Origin of the sequence: Pseudomonas sp. GD03842 (genome assembly GCF_029841165.1) — a bacterium.
Classification (GTDB): domain Bacteria; phylum Pseudomonadota; class Gammaproteobacteria; order Pseudomonadales; family Pseudomonadaceae; genus Aquipseudomonas.
This window is the reverse complement of the sequence record NZ_JAOCEA010000011.1, coordinates 1-19,014: the sequence shown is the minus strand read 5'-3', so window position 1 is coordinate 19,014 and position 19,014 is coordinate 1. Positions and strand designations below refer to the sequence as shown.

At 58.5% G+C, this 19,014-nt stretch carries 20 protein-coding genes; 14 read left to right on the top strand and 6 right to left on the bottom strand.

The window, feature by feature from the left end; all coding sequences use genetic code 11:
* Positions 1-63 precede the first annotated feature (63 nt).
* Entirely contained in the window at positions 64-1,923 is a 1,860-nt protein-coding gene (locus N5D61_RS16320) for a DUF4105 domain-containing protein (protein WP_108237849.1), read from the top strand.
* Positions 1,924-2,088: 165 nt separating this feature from the next.
* On the opposite strand, the gene N5D61_RS16315 is transcribed toward N5D61_RS16320, so the two are convergent.
* On the bottom strand, positions 2,089-2,286 hold the full coding sequence (locus tag N5D61_RS16315) for a cation transporter (protein ID WP_108237848.1): 198 nt from the start codon (positions 2,284-2,286) through the stop codon (positions 2,089-2,091).
* Positions 2,287-2,441: 155 nt separating this feature from the next.
* Here N5D61_RS16315 and N5D61_RS16310 point away from each other — a divergent pair, with 155 nt between their 5' ends.
* From N5D61_RS16310 to cueR, 4 genes are all read left to right on the top strand, one after another.
* Positions 2,442-2,822, top strand: coding sequence for a hypothetical protein (locus tag N5D61_RS16310; RefSeq protein ID WP_279893552.1), 381 nt, complete (start codon positions 2,442-2,444; stop codon positions 2,820-2,822).
* A gap of 368 nt (positions 2,823-3,190) precedes the next feature.
* Positions 3,191-3,403: a DUF3077 domain-containing protein gene (locus tag N5D61_RS16305; protein ID WP_108237846.1), complete on the top strand. Its 213-nt coding sequence runs from the start codon at positions 3,191-3,193 to the stop codon at positions 3,401-3,403.
* An 89-nt stretch (positions 3,404-3,492) separates the two neighbouring features.
* Positions 3,493-5,691: a heavy metal translocating P-type ATPase gene (locus tag N5D61_RS16300; protein WP_279893551.1), complete on the top strand. Its 2,199-nt coding sequence runs from the start codon at positions 3,493-3,495 to the stop codon at positions 5,689-5,691.
* Complete coding sequence (gene cueR / locus N5D61_RS16295; RefSeq protein WP_279893550.1) at positions 5,688-6,089, top strand: Cu(I)-responsive transcriptional regulator; 402 nt, start codon at positions 5,688-5,690, stop codon at positions 6,087-6,089. The genes N5D61_RS16300 and cueR overlap by 4 nt, the downstream gene beginning before the upstream one ends.
* Before the next feature lie 10 nt (positions 6,090-6,099).
* On the opposite strand, the gene N5D61_RS16290 is transcribed toward cueR, so the two are convergent.
* Positions 6,100-7,038 carry a halovibrin HvnC gene (locus N5D61_RS16290; protein ID WP_279893549.1) on the bottom strand — a complete coding sequence of 313 codons (939 nt, stop codon included), beginning with the start codon at positions 7,036-7,038 and terminating at the stop codon, positions 6,100-6,102.
* A gap of 592 nt (positions 7,039-7,630) precedes the next feature.
* Here N5D61_RS16290 and N5D61_RS16285 point away from each other — a divergent pair.
* The 3 genes from N5D61_RS16285 to N5D61_RS16275 all read left to right on the top strand — a co-directional run bounded on the left by N5D61_RS16285 (position 7,631) and on the right by N5D61_RS16275 (position 10,243).
* Positions 7,631-8,488, top strand: a complete 858-nt coding sequence (locus tag N5D61_RS16285; RefSeq protein WP_279893548.1) for a hypothetical protein — start codon at positions 7,631-7,633, stop codon at positions 8,486-8,488.
* A gap of 330 nt (positions 8,489-8,818) precedes the next feature.
* A complete protein-coding gene (locus N5D61_RS16280) occupies positions 8,819-9,640 on the top strand; it encodes a hypothetical protein (RefSeq protein WP_279893547.1) in 822 nt (273 codons plus the stop codon).
* 114 nt (positions 9,641-9,754) lie between these two features.
* Complete coding sequence (locus N5D61_RS16275) at positions 9,755-10,243, top strand: DUF2599 domain-containing protein (RefSeq protein ID WP_279893546.1); 489 nt, start codon at positions 9,755-9,757, stop codon at positions 10,241-10,243.
* Between the two features lie 155 nt (positions 10,244-10,398).
* Here the strand turns inward: N5D61_RS16275 and N5D61_RS16270 are convergent, their stop codons facing one another.
* From N5D61_RS16270 to N5D61_RS16260, 3 genes are all read right to left on the bottom strand, one after another.
* On the bottom strand, positions 10,399-11,292 hold the full coding sequence (locus N5D61_RS16270) for a PA4780 family RIO1-like protein kinase (protein ID WP_279893545.1): 894 nt from the start codon (positions 11,290-11,292) through the stop codon (positions 10,399-10,401).
* A 219-nt stretch (positions 11,293-11,511) separates the two neighbouring features.
* A complete protein-coding gene (locus N5D61_RS16265) occupies positions 11,512-12,318 on the bottom strand; it encodes a helix-turn-helix transcriptional regulator (RefSeq protein WP_279893544.1) in 807 nt (268 codons plus the stop codon).
* A 93-nt stretch (positions 12,319-12,411) separates the two neighbouring features.
* Positions 12,412-13,689: an acetyl-CoA C-acetyltransferase gene (locus N5D61_RS16260; RefSeq protein ID WP_279893543.1), complete on the bottom strand. Its 1,278-nt coding sequence runs from the start codon at positions 13,687-13,689 to the stop codon at positions 12,412-12,414.
* 218 nt (positions 13,690-13,907) lie between these two features.
* On the opposite strand from N5D61_RS16260, the gene N5D61_RS16255 reads away from it, so the two are divergent.
* From N5D61_RS16255 to N5D61_RS16230, 6 genes are all read left to right on the top strand, one after another.
* Positions 13,908-15,263: a 3-oxoacyl-ACP reductase gene (locus tag N5D61_RS16255; RefSeq protein WP_279893542.1), complete on the top strand. Its 1,356-nt coding sequence runs from the start codon at positions 13,908-13,910 to the stop codon at positions 15,261-15,263.
* A gap of 85 nt (positions 15,264-15,348) precedes the next feature.
* Positions 15,349-16,206 carry a MaoC/PaaZ C-terminal domain-containing protein gene (locus N5D61_RS16250; protein WP_279893541.1) on the top strand — a complete coding sequence of 286 codons (858 nt, stop codon included), beginning with the start codon at positions 15,349-15,351 and terminating at the stop codon, positions 16,204-16,206.
* A 98-nt stretch (positions 16,207-16,304) separates the two neighbouring features.
* Positions 16,305-16,610 carry a nucleotide pyrophosphohydrolase gene (locus tag N5D61_RS16245; RefSeq protein ID WP_279893540.1) on the top strand — a complete coding sequence of 102 codons (306 nt, stop codon included), beginning with the start codon at positions 16,305-16,307 and terminating at the stop codon, positions 16,608-16,610.
* A complete protein-coding gene (locus N5D61_RS16240) occupies positions 16,607-17,356 on the top strand; it encodes a methyltransferase domain-containing protein (RefSeq protein WP_279893539.1) in 750 nt (249 codons plus the stop codon). Before N5D61_RS16245 ends, N5D61_RS16240 begins: the two co-directional genes overlap by 4 nt.
* Before the next feature lie 20 nt (positions 17,357-17,376).
* The gene (locus N5D61_RS16235) at positions 17,377-18,006 is read left to right on the top strand and encodes a DUF4136 domain-containing protein (protein WP_108237836.1); all 630 of its coding nucleotides are present in this window, start codon (positions 17,377-17,379) and stop codon (positions 18,004-18,006) included.
* Positions 18,007-18,034: 28 nt separating this feature from the next.
* Positions 18,035-18,595: a DUF4136 domain-containing protein gene (locus N5D61_RS16230; protein WP_108237835.1), complete on the top strand. Its 561-nt coding sequence runs from the start codon at positions 18,035-18,037 to the stop codon at positions 18,593-18,595.
* 212 nt (positions 18,596-18,807) lie between these two features.
* Here the strand turns inward: N5D61_RS16230 and N5D61_RS16225 are convergent.
* The coding region (locus N5D61_RS16225) for a DUF2931 family protein (RefSeq protein ID WP_279893538.1) at positions 18,808-19,014 on the bottom strand (207 nt) is incomplete at its 5' end.

Here is a 19,014-nt window from a genome sequence, read left to right as displayed (position 1 = left end):
ACCTGCCCTCTTCGGAGGGCAGGCCCCTAATGCCTCTGTCCATTTCTGACTAGTTGCCACTCTATGCTCAAACGCCTTGCCTGGCTGGCGCTGTGTGTCTGCGCCCCGCTGTATGCCGCGCCTCACGTTGACAACGATCGTTTGCAGCAATTGGCCGACTCCCGTTTCTGGATCTCCATCGGCCACTACGAATCTGCCAAGCTGGGCGGTTGGCGAAGTTACGTCGATGATCCGAAATTCTTCCTCGCCACCAACGGCGCCCATGACCCAAAAGCCGAACTGGCCGCCACGCTTGAGGCGATCTATCGCCCCGTGGTGCAAGGCAAGGAAGATCTTCATCCGCAATGCGTTTACCCGTCGCGCACACGCTTTCTGCGCGACGAACTCAAGTTGACGGACCTGCCAGCCGTCGATTGCAAAGAATTCAACAAGTGGTTTTCCGATGTCGCGCCGGACAGCACGGTACTGATCTTCCCTGCCGCCTACCTCAACAGCCCCTCGTCGATGTTTGGCCACACCCTGCTGCGCATCGATCAGAAAGGCGTGCAGGAAAACCAGACAGCGCTGCTCAGTTACGCCATTAACTTTGGCGCCTATATCGAAGGTTCGGACAACAGCATTCTCTACGCCTGGAAAGGCTTGATGGGGGGCTACCCGGGCCTGTTCGCGCTGGTGCCCTATCAGGAAAAACTTTCTGAGTACCGTAGCCTGGAGAACCGCGACCTGTGGGAGTACCGCCTCAACCTGACGTCGGAAGAAACCCGGCGCATGGTCGAGCATGTGTGGGAGCTCAAACAGATTCGCTTCGGTTATTTCTTCTTCGACGAGAATTGTTCGTACCGTCTGCTGGAGCTGCTGCAAGTGGCTCGCCCGAGCTTGAACCTGACGCCGCAGTTTCGTTTGACGGCCATCCCGACGGACACAGTGCGCGCCGTGAAAGACGCAGGGCTGGTGGAGAAAATCGACTACCGCCCCTCTAAGGAGCGCGAACTGCTGAGCCGCGCCGAGCCGTTGAACCATGATGAAAAACAGTGGGTGCTCAAGGTCAGTGCAGATCAACAGCAAATGCAGAATCCGCAGTACCTGGCCTTGGCGAAAGATCGTCGCGCATTGATTCAGGATGCCGCGTATCGGCTCGAGCGGTATCGCGCCAACGGCCAGGAGCGGGACCCCGAGCGCGCCCAGCGCAGCTATGAATTGCTGCGCGCGATCAGCACCAACCCGCCACCTGCGCTGCAGATCGAGCGCCCCGGCTTGCCGGAAGATGGCCATGAATCGCGCACCTGGCAGTTGGGTGTCGGCACGCGTGATGACAAGGCATTTGCCGAATACGGCCTGCGCATGGCGTATCACGATTTGAACGACAACGCTTATGGCTTCCCGCTCGGCGCGCAGATTGAAATCCTGCAACTGAAACTGCGCCAGTATGAGAACAACACATGGCAGGTGCAGCGGCTGGATCTAGCGACCATCCGTTCGCTCACGCCACGCAACGAGCTGCTCCAGCCGTGGTCCTGGCAAGTGACGGGCGGGTTGGAGCGAGTACTGGGCAAGCATGGCGACGAGAATCTGGTCAGCCATGTCAACGGCGGCGCGGGGGGCACCTGGAAATTGGGGGACGACGCACTGGGCTTCGCATTGGGCACGGTGCGGGTCGAGCACAACAATGATTTCGATGCGTTCGTGTCACCGGCCGCGGGCTTTGACACTGGGGTACTGTGGCGCAATCCGCTGGGGAATCTGAGCGTTGAAGGTAAAGGGGACTACTTCACCAATGGCGAGGTCCGACGCACGATCAGCCTGAATCAGCAGTGGGAGTTGTCGCGCAACCTAGGGCTGCGGTTGAGTGCGCAACGTCAGTTCAGTGAGCTGACGTCGCCCGTGAATGAGGTGATGCTGGAGTTGAAGTGGTATCACTACTGATCGAGCGTACTAGGAACACTCGACTTGCCTTTGACGTTGATCGTGCCCACGCTCTGCGTGGATATGCCGCCCGTGACGCTCCGCGTCACAACGGCAGTGGACGCGGAGCGTCCTGAGCGGTGTTACCACGCCCTGCATGGGAACGATCAGAAACGCGTTGATCGTTCACGCGATTTTCGCGGTGTAGCCCTCTTCCACGATCAGACTGATGATCTGCTCGGCGGGCAATTGGCTCTGCACTGCCACTTCCCCTTTGGCCAGATCAACCTGCACATCCGCCGCCGGGTCTTCGCCCTTGATGGCGTGGGTCACTGCACGAACGCAGTGGCCACAGGTCATGCCTTGAACATTGAACACTTGCATGTCGGTGACTCCTCGGTTGAGTAAAAAACAGTGAATGACAGCATCTTTGACCTTCCCACCATGGCAAGGTCAAGTTTCTCCTGAACCTGCCGGGCTGGCATTCAGCGCCACCCTGAGCCAAAGTGTTTCATCAACGACCATCAGGAGATTCGGCCATGCGCTGGTCAGCCCCTCGTTTTTTCGGTTTTCTCGGCCTGCTGGCTTGCGCCTCCTGGGCTCAGGCCGATGAGGATTACGGCGTACTCATCATTTCTCGCGAGCGGCTGGAAGTCGGCACACCCTGCGAAATTGGAATTTACATGCAGGATCAATTGGTGGGCCGCTTATTTCAGGAAGAAACACGCTCTTTCAACCTGCCCGCGGGCGATGTTTCCGTGCGCTTGCGGGTACTGCCCACCCAGACACCGGGCTGCTCACCAGGCATCGAAGCACAGAACAATACCCGGCTGCACATCAATGCCCGTGACGTTCTCAAGTACCGCATCGCTTCCGGGCCCAATGGCATGTACCTGAAAAAAGCCGAGTTGAATTATTGATCAACTGCCTTTCGTGCTCCCGCCGCCAGTGAGTCGGGAGCCATTTCCTGCAACACATTTCCTGCTTTGTAGCCCCTTTCTTACAGCCCTCTCTCTTTCTTGTGCAGGGCATTTCCGAGACACTCTCAGCCGCTTGTGCGTCGTGATCTCGGTGTCTAATCTGCGGCCGTCGCTGAACTTCAGCGATCGGGTTTAGCAGCCTGAACACTCACGAAATCTCTGCATCTTCACCCTATGGTGACTTTGCGTGGGGCGCTTTCGAGCGCGCCGGGTTTCCCGTGGTACCGGTCTGCTAACCCGCGTCAAAGTCACCACCCAATTTCCGTTTAGCAGCGGGGAATGGGGGTTATCACCATGGGAAAACTATGATGCTCAAAGTCACCCCCGATCCACCCAACAAATCCCTCGAAGAAGCCTTGGCCCATGCCTCCGGCCTTCTGCGTTGTGCCACAGCCACTGCCTGCGAAAGCGCGGAAAACCTGATAGGTGTCAAGCGCGACCTGGCCATGTCAGTGGTTCATCTCGTCGATATGGCCAAAGCGTCAGTTGATCGGGCGTTAGATCAGATAGAAGCTCGCTAGACGACGTCGAGCCGGAAAAATCGGGACTTGACCTTACCAACGTGGCAAGGTTGATCCTTGTTGGCAATCGCCTTCAAGGAGTGCCCGGAATGTCCAGCCCCGATACCTTCGACCTGCCGATCACCGGCATGACCTGCGCCAGTTGCGCGGGCCGTGTCGAGCGTGCATTGCGCAAGGTGCCTGGCGTTAAAAACGCCACCGTCAACCTCGCCAACGAGCGTGCTCACGTCGAGATTGGCGAAAGGATCGACCCCGCCACACTGGTCGCCGCAGTCGAGAAGGCGGGCTATGGAGCCAGCCTTGAACAGGACAGCGAAGCGCAGCAGGCTGAGCAACTCAAACGTCACGACAGCGAGCGCTGGCACCTGATCCTCGCGCTCGTCCTCGCCCTGCCACTCGTCGTACCCATGTTGCTGCAACCGCTGGGCGTGCACTGGATGCTGCCCGCGTGGGCACAGTTTCTTCTGGCGACGCCGGTGCAGTTCTTCCTGGGGGCACGTTTCTACGTCGCCGCATTCAAGGCTGTGAGAGCCAAGGCCGGAAACATGGACCTGTTGGTCGCATTGGGCACCAGCGCGGGTTACGGCCTGAGCGTTTATCAGTGGCTCGTCGCGCCTTCCGGCAGCATGCCGCACTTGTATTTTGAAGCGTCCGCGGTGGTGATTGCGCTGGTGCTGCTGGGCAAATACCTGGAAAGCAGCGCCAAACGGCAGACCGCCAGCGCGATCCGGGCGCTGGAAGCGCTGAGACCGGAACGGGCGATTCAGGTCCTGGATGGGCAGGAAAAGGACGTTGCCATCAGCGCGCTCAAAATCGGCGATGTGGTGTTGGTTAAACCCGGCGAGCGCTTCCCTGTAGACGGCGAAGTCATCGAAGGGCGAAGCCATGCCGACGAAGCGCTAATCAGTGGCGAGAGCCTGCCTGTCGCCAAACAGCCTGGTGACAAGGTCACAGGAGGCGCGATCAACGGTGAGGGGCGGTTACTGGTGCGCACGCTGGCACTGGGGTCTGAAACCGTATTGGCACGCATCATCCGGCTGGTCGAAGACGCGCAATCGGCCAAGGCGCCGATCCAGAAGCTGGTCGACAAAGTGAGCCAGGTGTTCGTCCCGGTCGTCGTGCTGCTGGCACTGACCACGCTGATTGGCTGGTGGCTGGCCGGGGCATCGGTCGAACAGGCATTGATCAACGCGGTTGCCGTTCTGGTGATCGCCTGCCCCTGCGCCCTCGGCCTGGCAACCCCCACCGCAATCATGGCCGGGACCGGTGTGGCAGCGCGCCACGGCATTCTGATAAAGGACGCCGAAGCGCTGGAGCGCGCCCATGAGGTCACCGCCGTGGTGTTCGACAAGACCGGCACGCTGACGTCGGGCACCCCCCGCATCGCCCATTTGAGCGCCTTGGAGGGGGATGACGATACCCTGCTCAATCTGGCCGGCACGCTGCAACAAGGCAGCGAGCACCCACTCGCCAAAGCAGTGCTCGACGTCTGTGCCGAGCGAGGCCTGATGCTGGAAAACGTCAGCGACAGCCACTCGTTGGCCGGACGCGGCATCGCCGGATCAATAAAGGAGCGCGCACTGGCTCTGGGCAATCGCCGCTTGATGGAAGAAAACGGCCTTTCCGGCGGTGCACTGAACGAATCCGCCAAACGTTGGGAAGCCGAAGGCCGAACCCTGTCGTGGCTCATCGAACTGAGTCCGGAGCGTCGCGTGCTAGGCCTGTTCGCTTTTGGTGACACCCTCAAACCCGGCGCCGCCCAGGCCATCGACCAACTGGCCGCGCGCCACATCAGCAGCCACCTCCTGACAGGTGATAACCGAGGCAGCGCCAAGGCCGTCGCCGACGCGCTGGGCATCGACGACGTACACGCTGAAGTCCTACCCGCTGACAAAGCGGCGACGGTGATTGCCCTGAAAAAAACCAATGTGGTTGCGATGGTCGGCGACGGCATCAACGACGCCCCGGCCCTCGCCGCTGCCGACATCGGCATCGCCATGGGCGGTGGTACCGACGTCGCCATGCACGCTTCGGGGATCACGCTCATGCGCGGCGATCCCCGCTTGATCCCTGCTGCGCTGGAGATCAGCCGCAAGACCTATGGCAAAATCCGCCAGAATCTGTTCTGGGCCTTCATCTACAACCTGATCGGCATTCCGCTGGCAGCGTTCGGCTTGCTCAATCCGGTGCTCGCGGGCGCGGCCATGGCGCTGTCCAGCGTCAGCGTGGTGAGCAATGCCTTGCTGTTGAAAACCTGGAAACCCGACGACGCTGGAGATCCTTCATGAATATCGGACAAGCGGCCAAATCCAGCGGCCTGAGCGCCAAAATGATTCGTTATTACGAGTCCATCGGTCTGCTCCACCCTGCCCATCGCACTGACAGCGGCTATCGGCTCTACGGCAAAGAGGATTTGCACACGCTGGCCTTCATCAAACGCTCACGTGATCTGGGCTTTTCGCTGGAAGAAGTCGGGAAACTGCTGACACTGTGGCAGGACCGGGGCCGCGCCAGCGCCGACGTCAAGGCGCTGGCCAAGCAGCACATTGCCGACCTGAACCAGAAAATCAAGGAACTGGTCGGACTTCGGGATACGTTGCAGGATCTGGCGGCGCACTGCCAAGGAGATCACCGGCCCGACTGCCCGATCTTGAACGATCTGGCGTCAGGAAGGCAGGATGAATGAACTGTTGCGTTCACGGCACGATCGGCATGGGCTCAGTCTGATCGCTGGCGATGTAGTGGAACGTCGCGATGCCGGTCTGGGTCGGCGCAAGCCTGACGCTGATAATCGGGATAAGCACACCGTCTGTTTGCTTCAAGTCTCTCTGGTTGCGCTGTGCGACTGGCAAGCCCGCTGTGCCATAGAGATAGAAAAACGCCTCGAGCGGCAATGTTTTCCCAAGGTTATCGGACCACACTTTCACCACCAGTTCGTTGTTTTGCCCATAGCCCTCATTTCCGAGATATGAGGTGCCGCGTGCCAAAACGCTTGCCATAAAGGCCGGCCCTGCCAGGGTATTTCGACCGTCCTGAACGTCGAAACCGCACTGCGACTGATTTCGGTTAGTAGCGTGCGAGTTATAATCTGCCCACCATTGAGCAGCGGTGGTGATGCCTTTCAGATGACAGAGATCGCTGCCCGCATAGCCGGGATATTGCCCACAGCCTGCCTTATCTCGCGAGTCGGTCCAAGCATCCATAGGAAAAGAACAAAGAACCTCTGGGTGTAATTTCCCATCTGCATGAAAGTAAGTTTCAAATATAAAACCGTTGTTGTAACTAAAGGGCATACGATTAAAGTCCGTGTCGGCTCTCAAATAGACAAACGAAACTCCGCCTTTGGCAATGGCGCTAGGACTATTGTTCCAAACATGATAGGTGGGGTTGCTACTCGTGCCTCTCAGCATGATGCCTGAGCATAAAAAACTGGGTTGGGAGTCTTTGCCGCAGTTGGCGCGCGTATCCGCATAGCGGTTGGTCAGATGGCGTGCTACCTGCTCCCCCAGGTTTTCCTGGACGACAGGTGTCTGTACGGGAACTGGCGAATGGGGGGCATACGCGACCTGTGTACAACTGATCAACACCGACAGGGACGCAACCAGCAATAGCTTAATAGAAAGCAACACTCTCATGAAGAGCACCTCTTAGCGGGATATTTATAGGTGCTTGAAGCCTCCTCCCTACAACAGGGGCCGTCTACTGTCAGAAATAACAGTACACGCCCCTGATCCTAATAAAAAAAACACTGATATCGCGAAAGCTCATAAAAACCCACATCCTGAAACGCTGTTTGACAGCGTGCATCCATGCGCCTATACCTTTTAGTAACGGAGTAGCTCATACCAAGATGGTTAGACAACATGAACACTTCTTTCGCCCTCCCAGTGTGCAACTGCATTTCGCTTTCACTTATACAATGCGCTTGCGCAACTGCGGCTGTAAAACCTATGCAACCCTTGGGCAAAGTCATCCTGCGCGGAATACACAACCGCAGGACAATCGGCTTATCAAGAGTGACCACCCTTATTAGCGCTCGCCATTGCGGTCGCCAGACCGGCTCGAGCGAAAAGGCCTACGTGGGATTCTAAACCCTGATGTATACGTCGGACACGATGAGACAGTAAGCACCGAATACTACGTCACTCTCCTTGCATTTGAAGCATCACTCCATTGAGAGTTTTCTTTACTAACGTGCCGTAATCTCAACTTAAAAAGAAGTCGATCATGCCATCAAAAAAATTCAATAGTGAAACAGATGCCACCTCTATTGAGGTGTATGACGGAAGCCGTTCTCTGGGCTTCGCCACCGTGTCAGGTAATACCTGGACGTTAGATCTACCGCAACTCCCACTTGGCGAGCATGTATTTACAGCTCGGTCTGGTACCCTCACGTCAAACAACTGGAAGATCAACATGACTGCAAAGGATCCCGTGCTCAATCTCACCGCCCCGAGCGTCCAAGAGGCACATCCTGTGTCGGGAGAAAAAGAGCGCCTGAACTACTATGACGTGAACGGAGACATACACGTCGCCATTCCTGACTATGGAATGAAAACTGGAGACACGGTCAAGCTCTACTGGTTTGGTCGAAGTATTACGCTAGGCTCGCCGATAAAAGTAGTTGGCTCGCCCCCCAGTCTGCCACCGTTCATTATTTCAAAATACGAAGTCATCGACGTCATCCAGGCGAATGCAAGTCTCTGGTACACGGTCAAGCGTTCTCCAAGCGATCACACCCATGAATCTCTGTCTCGTGAACTGATCGTTGACGGGAAAGGCTTCACAATCGATGCCCCTTCTATCAATGGGTCTCATAATAATCTTCGCGTGATGCGTCAGTCCGAGTTCAATGACAATACGACCGCCGAAGTGCGTGCTATCGGAGGTGACGCAGATTCCGATATTTGGTCTTCAAACACCCTGACATTCGGAACCGCTGGGTATCTGAACTTTTCAATTGACTCAAACTGGCTGACGCGAAACCGTGGGAAGTCAGTTAAGTTCAACTGCAGCCTCAGAATTGCCCCAAGCGACGGCAATAACTACCTTTTTTCACAACTGCTCCGGGTTGGTCCGTTATAGGTGTACTCCGACCATCACCGTAATGCTGTTCAGATAGGCTTACGATCGACGGCTCTTAATTTTGCTGAGGCGAAGACCAAGCAAAACGGCGCTTACGCGAATCCAGAAAGCGCCGTTTCTTCTTAAAGAGACCGCATCGTTACCCACACTCCAACGCTTTCCTCATTGCCGGAACTCACAAAAACGTCTGAAACAACCGCTCGCCTCGCAATACTAAAATTATCATTTATTGCGAAAAAATATAAAGCTGCACATCTCCCTGACTCAACACCGACTACGCTTAGAAAAACGCAAACATCAGGCAACCGTCAACACCTCGCAGGAAAACTTATGGAAAAGGAAAATACGACAGCGACTGGAGTACAAATCTGGGACAAAGGAACGTGTCTCGGCGTAGCAGAAATTAAAGACGGCAAGTGGAAATTCACAGGTTCCGAACTGTCGCCGGGGGAGCATATCTTTCGCGCTGTAGTTTCTACAATTCAGTCCTCACCCAGGACGGTCAATATCGAAGCTGCCGTCGATCTAAAAGCTCCCCATTTTCGCAATGCCGATTCGATCGCCCCCGGTGCGGAAGCGATCAACTATTACAACCATCAAACCGATGGTGTTGTGGAAATTCCAGATTACGGCATGCAGCCCGGCGATACGGTGCGCGTCTCATGGAAGGGTAGAAATATTACTTACCACTCAGAAATACAGACCGTGGCAGACCCTCCCACACGGCTGGCATTCAAAATTTCCAAATATGAAGTAATCGACTGTATCAACAACTCCGCCGTGATTTCTTATACGCTGAAACGCCCACCGGACCCTAATACTCGAGAATCATCAGCGCTCAGGCTAAAGGTAGACGGTCACGATTTTGACCTGGGCCCCCTCACGATTTCATCCCATCACGACAACTTGCGTGCCTACAAACAGGAACAATTCAATTCCAGTAGCACGGCGCGAGTCAGAGGAGTCGGCACCACTACATGGGAGAGCGAATCGGTTCCTTTCAACCAGGATGAATACTTAAACTTCCCCATCGACCCAAACTGGATAGAGGTAAACAAAGAAAAACCGGTCATATTTAACTGGAGCCTCAGGTTAAACAAAGGTGACACCGACATTTACTTCTCTCAAATTTTGCGAATAGGTGAACTCTAGTCGACGCCACTCTGACGAAAAGCCAAAAACCATAGCCACCTGGCCAATATCGTTATCGATGCCTCGTTGACGTGTGCACGCCAGGTAGGTGTAACCCACCGGTAAAGGATAACGATGATGAATACACGGATATATTTCTGCGCACTCGCTGCGATATTAACTTGTTCCGCGCTTGGGGAAACGGCTTACGCTCAATCTGAAGATGAATCTATACAGCCTTACTGGCGACAGGCACCGAGCAGACAGCTGAAGGCCCCCATCACACCATCCTGTCCGGAATACATTCAAAAGGGCGAGTGGAAATACCGTTCTGATGAGGGCATACATGAATGGGCCATCTCCCTGACGCCAACGCCTTGCGGGCGCTACATTGACGTATCCGAAATAGGATTAATGTTTTACGAAATCGTCCTTAAGTTTGGCCAAAGTCCGTATTGGCATAACAATAGAGGCGTTATCAATCAGCTCATCTGCCACGCGAAAAATGCAAGAGAGAAGCCAGAGTGGAATCTGGAGCCGTTCAGACCTTATGTAGGTTCCGTCATTACCGAACAAGCGCGATGCAATCCTTTGACGCCTAACCCTGATCCGGACTTTCAATAAACCTCGGGCTGACAGTGGGCAGCGTGGCTTACTACCGCTCACTGGTCGGCAAGTTAAACGGAGGATCGCCACACCAAAGGGCTACTCGATACGTTGCGTTCGGATGAGCCCTATGGACACAGTGACACCCGGCCTAAGCCGGGTTTTCCAATCAATCATTGCATCCACGGCGGCGGAGGCTCTTCGCCCTTGCCCGGTGGCGCGTCATCAGCCTGTCTTGCTGCCTGGCGCCGAGCTTCGTCTCGCTGGGCCGCTTCGATTTCGCGCAGCACACCCTTCACGTCGGCAGTGCTGGTCGGCTCGTCGAAATGGCCGGTCAGCACCGTGGCGGGAGACAGAGTGCCCGCCTGATAGTGAGACCACATCTCTTTGGCGAATCGGGTTTTCTTCAGTTCAGGGGCGAAGTGCCCGAAGTAGGCCGCCATGTTCCCAACATCCCGCTCCAGCATGCTGAAGGCATGGTTGTTCCCTGCTGCGTCGACAGCTTGTGGCAGGTCGATGATGACCGGGCCGTCAGGCGACAACAGCACGTTGAACTCCGAAAGGTCACCGTGCACCAGTCCGGCACACAGCATGAGCACGATCTGCTGAATCAGGAACGCGTGGTATTCCCGGGCCTGATCCGGTTCTAGGGTGACGTCGTTCAGCCGGGGCGCCGCATCGCCATAGCCGTCCGAGACCATTTCCATCAGCAGCACGCCATCGAGAAAGTCGTAGGGTTTAGGCACCCTGACACCCGCGCTGGCCAGGCGGAACAGCGCCGAGACTTCGGCGTTCTGCCACGCGTCCTCACTTTCCTTGCGCCCGAATTTCGAGCCTTTGGCCATGGCGCGCGCCTCGCGGCTGCCACGAACCTTGCGGCCCTCCTGATATTCCGAAGCCTGCCGGAAACTGCGTTTGTTCGCCTCCTTGTAAACCTTCGCGCAGCGCAGCTCTTTGCCGCAGCGCACCACATAAACAGCTGCCTCTTTGCCACTCATCAGCGGGCGCAGCACTTCGTCTACCAGACCGTCTTCGATCAGGGGTTCAATGCGTTTGGGAGTCTTCATCAGCTTTTATTCTGGGTCCTTCGTTGCCAAACACGCGTCGTTGCTCGTTATACGGCAATCCTCCGCCAGCGAGTAGGGGCGTGTGGAATGCAGTCATGGATTCAATTCCAAACCATACGTTCCCTGAATCGAGGCAAGCACCTTTCATGCCGGAGCGCAGCATAAACCACCATACGCGCAACGCGATTGCCAGTGTGAAAGCAGATGTGCCCGCCCCACTCAAGGCCGGAACAACTCGCCAGGTGTGAAGCCGAAAAGGGTTTTGAACGCGGCGATGAAAGCAGACGTCGAGTCGTACCCGCAGTTCAGCGCAGTCATGGTCACGCTGTCGCCCTCTTCCAACGCATTGAGTGAGGCGAGCAATCGGGCTCTCTGTCGCCAGCCTCTGAAACTTAACCCGGTTTCCCGCTGAAACAGGCGCATCAAGGTTTTTTCCGACATGCTCAGGCGCTGCGCCCACCCGGTGAGCGTGACCTCTTGCCCTGGCTCCTCGACCAGTTCCTGACACAACGCCAGCAACCGGGCGTGACGTGGCAACGGCAAGGAGAACGCGACTTCCGGCAGATTGGACAGTTGATCGAGGAGAACTTGAACGAGACGCGCGGGCGGGCTGTCCCCCTCGGGATAATCGACGGGCAGCAAGCAAAAGGCTTTTATCAATTCCCGCGCCAAGGGCGTGACTTCCAGCACACGACAGCGTTCCGGCGCCCATAGCGAGTCCAGGGCTCGAACGTAGAGGCTGCGCATCTCGGCGCGGGTCGAGGTGACGACTTCATGATCGAGCCCTGCCGGAATCCAGACGCCCCACTGCGGTGGGGCAAAGAAACTACCCTGTTCGGTGTGCACGCCGAGCACACCGCTTATTGCGTAGGAAAATTGCACCCAGTCGTGGCGATGGGGTGGCGTCCAGGAGCCTGCGTTCAGGCTCTCCGCGCGGGCGTAAAGCGGGCGTGGCAGATCGTCCAGCGCCGGAATGAACCGCTCGGTTTCGGGACTGCGAGGTGGGGTATGTCCTCTGCTGGGCATAGGCATGTCTTTTGTCGTGAAACCGCAGTGTATGCGATCTGACATCCAACCGCTGCTGCCCGGAGGGGTTGAGCGTGGGGCCTTAGCCCAGTGTCAGCGCTCGAGGATCACAGTCACTCCTTGCCCACCTGCCGCGCAAATCGAAATCAACCCGCGACCCTGCCCTGCCACGCTGAGCAATTTGGCGAGGTTGGCCACGATGCGCCCGCCTGTAGCCGCGAACGGATGGCCGGCCGCGAGAGAGCTGCCGTTGACGTTGAGTTTGCTGCGATCGATCGCGCCTAGGGGCGCATCGAGGCCCAAACGGGATTTGCAATACTCAGGGTCTTCCCACGCCTTCAACGTGCACAGCACTTGCGCAGCAAAGGCCTCGTGAATTTCGTAGTAATCGAAATCCTGCAACGTCAGGCCATTTCGCGCCAGCAAGCGCGGCACGGCGTAAACCGGCGCCATGAGCAAACCTTCTTCGCCACGAACGAAATCCACGGCAGCGGCCTCGCCATCGCGCCAGTAGGCCAGCACTGGCAAGCCGCGCGCTTGCGCCCAGTCTTCGCTGGCCAACAGCACCAATGAGGCGCCGTCGGTGAGCGGCGTCGAGTTGCCAGCGGTCAGCGTGCCCTTGGCGCTGCGTTCGTACGCAGGTTTGAGGGCGGCGAGCTTTTCCAGGCTGGCATCGACGCGCAGGTTGTTGTCGCGAGTCAGGCCCCGGAATGGCGTCAGCAGATCGCTGTGCCAGCCCTCGACGTAAGACGCCGCCAGTTTCTGATGGCTTTCCAGGGCCAGTTGGTCCTGTGCGTCGCGTGGGATCTGCCAGGTTTGGGCCATCAGTTCGCAGTGCTGACCCATCGAAAGGCCAGTGCGCGGTTCGCCATTGCGTGGCAATTCGGGCTTGAGGTTGTGGGGGCGCAGTTGAGTCAGCGCTTTGAGCTTGTCGCCCGTGCTTTTTGCGCGATTGATTTGTAACAGAATCTGCCGCAAGTCTTCGTTGACGCCGATGGGCGCGTCGGAGGTCGTGTCGACGCCACCTGCGATGCCGCATTCGATCTGGCCCAACGCGATTTTGTTGGCCACCAGCAGCGCGGCTTCCAGCCCGGTTCCGCAAGCCTGCTGAACGTCATAAGCGGGCGTTTGCGCAGAGAGCCGCGAGCCGAGCACGCATTCACGGGTCAGATTGAAGTCTCGGGAGTGCTTGAGCACAGCGCCCGCTACCACCTCCCCCATCCGCTGGCCATGCAGGTTGAAGCGCTCGATCAGGCCTTCGAGCGCAGCGGTCAGCATGTCCTGATTGCTGGCAGTGGCATACGCGCCATTGGAGCGGGCAAACGGAATGCGGTTGCCGCCGATGATGGCCACGCGACGTGTCTGAGTCATTCGAATCTCCCTTTATTGATCTCTGCCGATGTTCTTCGATGTCTGCCGATGCTCTCGTAGGAGCGCGCTTGCCCGCGATGGCGGAGTGTCAGTCGCGGTAGATGTCTTTGACACTGCACGGTCGCGGGCAGGCGCGCTCCTACAATGTATGCAGCGTAGGACTTTCTTCAGCAGCATGTGGTCAACTGGTTTGAACCCCGACCCGAGGAGCGCGTTCCATGGCATCTGATCGCTACATTGACTTCGCCAATTCAGACATCGGCCGCCGCTTGGTGGGCGCCGTGGGGCTGCCGGCTCCGGTACGTCTGGAGCGTTGGCAAGCCGGGCGTCTGCGGCCGGTGGAAGGGGCGCTTCTGTTGAGCGCAGGGCCACTGGCTGAGCGAGTCAGTGGGTTCGCGCCGCGTATGACCGATCTGATGTTTACCCTTGGCGACGGCATCACCGGGGCCCACCCCTGGAGCGCGGAGCATGGCGCCAAGATCAAGGTCGTGGTGTTCGATGCGAGCATGCTGTTGCGCACCGCTCAATTGAACCAATTGCGCGAGTTCTTCCAGCCGGTGCTGCGACAACTGGAACACAGCGCTCACATCGTGATTCTTTCCCGGGCTCCGGACACACTGGCCGATCCTGTGGCAGCCAGCGCGCAGCAGGCCATCGAGGGCTTCAGCCGCTCGCTGGCCAAAGAAATGCGCAACGGTGGGACGGTGCAATTGCTGCAGGTCGACGAAGGTGCCGAAGACCAGTTGGAGGGCGCCTTACGCTTCTTCCTGTCACCCAAAAGCGCGTTCATAACCGGACAGGTGATTCGCCTGAGCCCATGCGCTGCCACGGTTCAGGACTGGAGTCGCCCATTGGCCGGACGCAAGGCATTGGTGACCGGGGCTGCACGCGGCATCGGCGCGGCCATTGCCGAAACGCTGGCCAGGGATGGCGCCGAGGTCGCGCTGGTCGACGTTCCTCAAGCCAAGTCCGACCTGGAAGCGTTGGCGGCGCGCCTCGGTGGGCAGGCCATCGTGCTGGACATTTGTGCTCCGGACGCTGCCACGCAATTGATCGGGCAGATTTCCGGCGGGGTGGACATCGTCGTGCACAACGCTGGCATCACACGAGACAAGACCCTCGCCAACATGACCGCCGATCTTTGGGACTCGGTGCTGAACGTCAACCTCGAGGCGCCTCAGGTTCTGACACAGGCTTTGATCGACGCGGGCCTCGTGCACGATAACGGCAGTGTGGTCCTCATGGCCTCGATCAGCGGCCTGGCAGGCAATCGCGGGCAGACCAACTACACCACTAGCAAGGCCGGTCTGATCGGTCTCGCCCGGGCCATGGCGCCCGCTCTCAAGGCTCGCGGCATCAGCATCAACGCCGTTGCGCCCGGTTTTATCGAGACCAGCATGACCGCGCATATGCCGTTCGCGCTGCGCGAGGCCGGCCGCCGCATGAGCTCGCTCGGCCAGGGCGGGCTGCCGCAGGATGTTGCCGAGGCCGTGGCCTGGTTGAGCCAGCCGGGCAGCGGTGCAGTGAGTGGCCAAGTGTTGCGGGTCTGTGGGCAAAGCATCATCGGCGCCTGAGGCCCTGCACCATTGGCTGTGACCGGCCGACGGGTTGGTCACGGTGTGAACTGCACCTGGGTATGAACGAGAACGGAGATTCGCGATGAACGCACACTGGCGGTATCTGGACAGCCCCCCCTCTCTGCCCGGCCTGTTTCTGCAAGCGGCCTTGCGACGGAAGGTCAGCGGCACGCACTTGCCTGACCAAGGCCTGCGCTGCTGGGTGTCGGTGGACCCGGAAAAGGTCAGAGCGTTCGCTGACGTTTGTGGCTTCGTTCCCGGCAGTCTGTTACCGCCGACCTACCCTCATGTGCTGGCGTTCCCGTTGCAGATGAAGCTGCTGACGGACCAGGATTTTCCGTTCCCGCTCCTGGGCCTGGTGCACCTGCAAAACCGGATCACCATTCGCAGGCCACTCGGCAGTGTCATCAAGGCTCAGGTCAGCGTGCGCGTGGCTGAGCTCAAACCCCATCCGAAAGGCGCCACGTTCAGCCTGATCACCCAGATCGAGGACGCGCTGGGCCTGCTTTGGGAAGAGCACAGCACCATGCTGTGCCGGGGCGTGGAGATCGAGGGCAAAACCGAGGGCGCCTATGAACCTGCGCCCCTGCCCATGGCCGAATTGGCCACGTGGTATGCGCCCTCCGACATCGGTCGGCAGTACGCCAGGGTCAGTGGTGATTACAATCCGATTCATTTGAGTGCCAGCAGCGCCAAGCTGTTCGGTTTTCCTACCGCCATCGCCCACGGCCTCTGGATCAAAAGTCGTGCGCTCGCAGCGCTGGACGACCATTTGCCCGCCTCGAATGTGGATATCTCGGTGGAGTTCCAAAAACCGGTACGGTTGCCCAGCGAAGTCACGTTGGCAGCGAGTGCGGCAGGCTCCCATGGCCAACTCAAGCTGGAAGGCAGGGAAGGCATCGTGCACATGGTAGGAAGTTGGCAGCCAGCCTCGGAGTAACGCCATAATCTCTGGATCGAACGAGCGAAATCTGCTGACTTCACTTGATTCCCCTCGCCATCCCCTTGAAGCTACGCACCTTCAGGAGACCCGGCCCCATGAACCTCGACGACCTCATCCAGCGCCTGCATCACATCCGCGATACCAACGACTGGCGGCAGTTTCACAGCCCCAAGAATCTGACGATGGCCGCCAGCGTCGAGATGGCCGAACTGGTGGAAATCTTCCAGTGGAAAACCGAAGAGCAGTCCCGCCAACTGTCCGCGGAGGAATTGGCGCATGCCGGGCAAGAAGTCGGTGACATCGTGCTGTACCTGCTGCTGATGTGCAGCGAGTTGGGCCTGGACATGAACGAGGTGGTGCGTGCCAAGCTGGCCGACAGCGAGCGACGGTTCCTGAGATGAGTGACCGCCACTTCGATCAACTGGCCACACGCTTTGCCGAAAAGATCTACGGCGGCGCGAAAGGCGCGATTCGTCTGGCGGTGTTGCAGGCTGACCTGAAGGAGAGCCTTCCAGCGCGTCCCTTGCGCGTGCTGGATGTCGGCGCGGGGTTGGGGCATATGTCGCTGTGGTTGGCCCAGCAAGGCCACGACGTCACCTTGACTGAACCTGCCGAGCCGATGCTCGAAGGCGCCCGCCAGCGTTTTGCAGAGGCCGGGCAAAGGGGCACCTTCATTCAGGCGCCTTGGCAGGATCTGCCGACATCGCTGAACGAGCCGTATGACTTGGTGATCTGCCACGCGGTGTTGGAGTGGCTCGCCGCCCCCTTCACCATTCTCCCTGTGCTGCGGCAACTGACCGCCGACAATGGCTGGTTGTCTCTGGCGTTTTACAACCGCGACGCCTTGATCTATCGGAACCTGCTCAAAGGGCACTTCCGCAAAATGCGCCGCAATACGCTGGCCGGTGAAAACCAAAGCCTGACCCCGCTAGAACCCCTTGATCCGCGCGAATTAGCGGCGCAACTTGAGGGTCTGTGGCGAGTCGAAACCCAGAGTGGTGTCCGGGTATTTCACGACTACATGCCCGTCGAGTTTCAAGCCAGGGCCGAGCTTGCGGATTTGCTGGAAATGGAACTGGCCCATCGGCGCCACCCGAGTTTCGCAGGACTGGGACGTTATCTGCACTGGATGTGCCGACCTGTCTGAGGCTATACGCGGAGACCATCATGAAACGCCGCCTCGCTTTGCTCACGTTGTTCTCGACCCTGACGCTGGCTGCCTGTCAGAGCCCAAACCCTTACACGGCCGTTTCGGCCGCGATCCCGCCAGCCCCCCCACAAGCAGCCAATGCCATCGACATGAGTGCCTACCCGGCACCTCCCAGGGACTATGGGCGTTACCGCAATTGGACCTGGCTCAATGGCCATCTGCCGCCCGGTACGCAATGGGCGGATTCCGCTCAAGTGGCCGAAGCGGTGAGCAATGGCCTGGATCAGCGCGGCCTGCGTCCGTCCCAGAACCCACAGGCAGCGGATTTGCGGGTGACGGCTGACACGCGGATCGAAACCCGGCTGCGTCAGGTGCGCGACGACTATTACGATCCGTACTACGGCGGTGCGGGTGTGGGCTATTACAACGGCTACCGGAACGGCTATGGCGGTTACGCCAGCGTACCGGTGGTACGGACTTACCAAGAGCAGGTGGTGGTAGTGAACATCAGCCTGTTCGACGCCCGCAGCGGCCAGCCCGTCTGGAGCGCCAGTGCCGAAACCGGCAGCGGCGGCGATCAGTCCGAGCGAGCCAAGGCGCTGCGTCAGGCCGTGCAGCGCGCGTTGGCCAGCTACCCCCCTGCATAGTCGAACCGCGCACTTCTGGAGAACCATCATGTTTCGCCGCATTGCTGTCGTGTGTGTTGCCCTGCTGCTCGCCGCCTGCCAAACCGATCGCGTCAATCGCGATTTCGACGCACAGCGCGATTTCGGCGGGTACAGGACCTGGGCCTGGAAAGAGCCGGCCCTGCAATACCAACCCAACGATCCGCGTATCAAGAGCGACCTGACCGAACAGCGTATTCGGCAGTCGGTGAGCGAACAGCTTGACCAGCGAGGTTTGCGCCTTGCGCCCGCTGGGGTCAAAGCCGATGTGCAGGTGCAAGCCTGGCTGATCGTGGAAAACCGTCAGCAAATGGTGACCACCAACTACGGTGGCGGTTACTGGGGCAATCCTTGGGGCGGCTACTGGGGGGGACCGATCGGCACCGAAACACGCAACGTCGATTACAAGGTGTCGACCCTGCAAATCGACATGCTCGACGGCAAGGACGGCAAGCTGGTCTGGCGTGGCAGCACTGAACAGGTCGTGAACGACGGGACCACCCCGGCGGCGCGGGAACTGGCGCTGCGTCAGACCGTGCAAAAGATCCTCCAGCAGTACCCTCCTCGCTAGAGGCCTGAGCTTCGGGTTTGAGCACAGAGCTGTGGCCGCTGCTGACGCCTGGCGGAGATGAAGCCGTCACCATGGCAGTCGTCTCTCCCCGGCCATGGGGCTCACTGTAAAACGCAAGCACCTCCATAGAGACGCTGCACACCAAGCCAACACCTAAAGATCTCTGAATAACAAACCCACTGACGCTCTACCGATATCACACCGCTGCCCCCTCACCACGAGTCATAGGGGATGCCGAATTTGTCGATGTATGCCCGCGACTCCGGCTCTAGCTCCAGTGCATATCGACCGTTTGTCCGTCCCAGGTCGGGGCCTTTCTCGACGATCCGGCCCTGCACGCGGCTGACTTCAATCGCATCAATGCAAACACCCATTAGCCAGGTTTTCACGACACCACCCGGAGCCAACCCCATGACCAA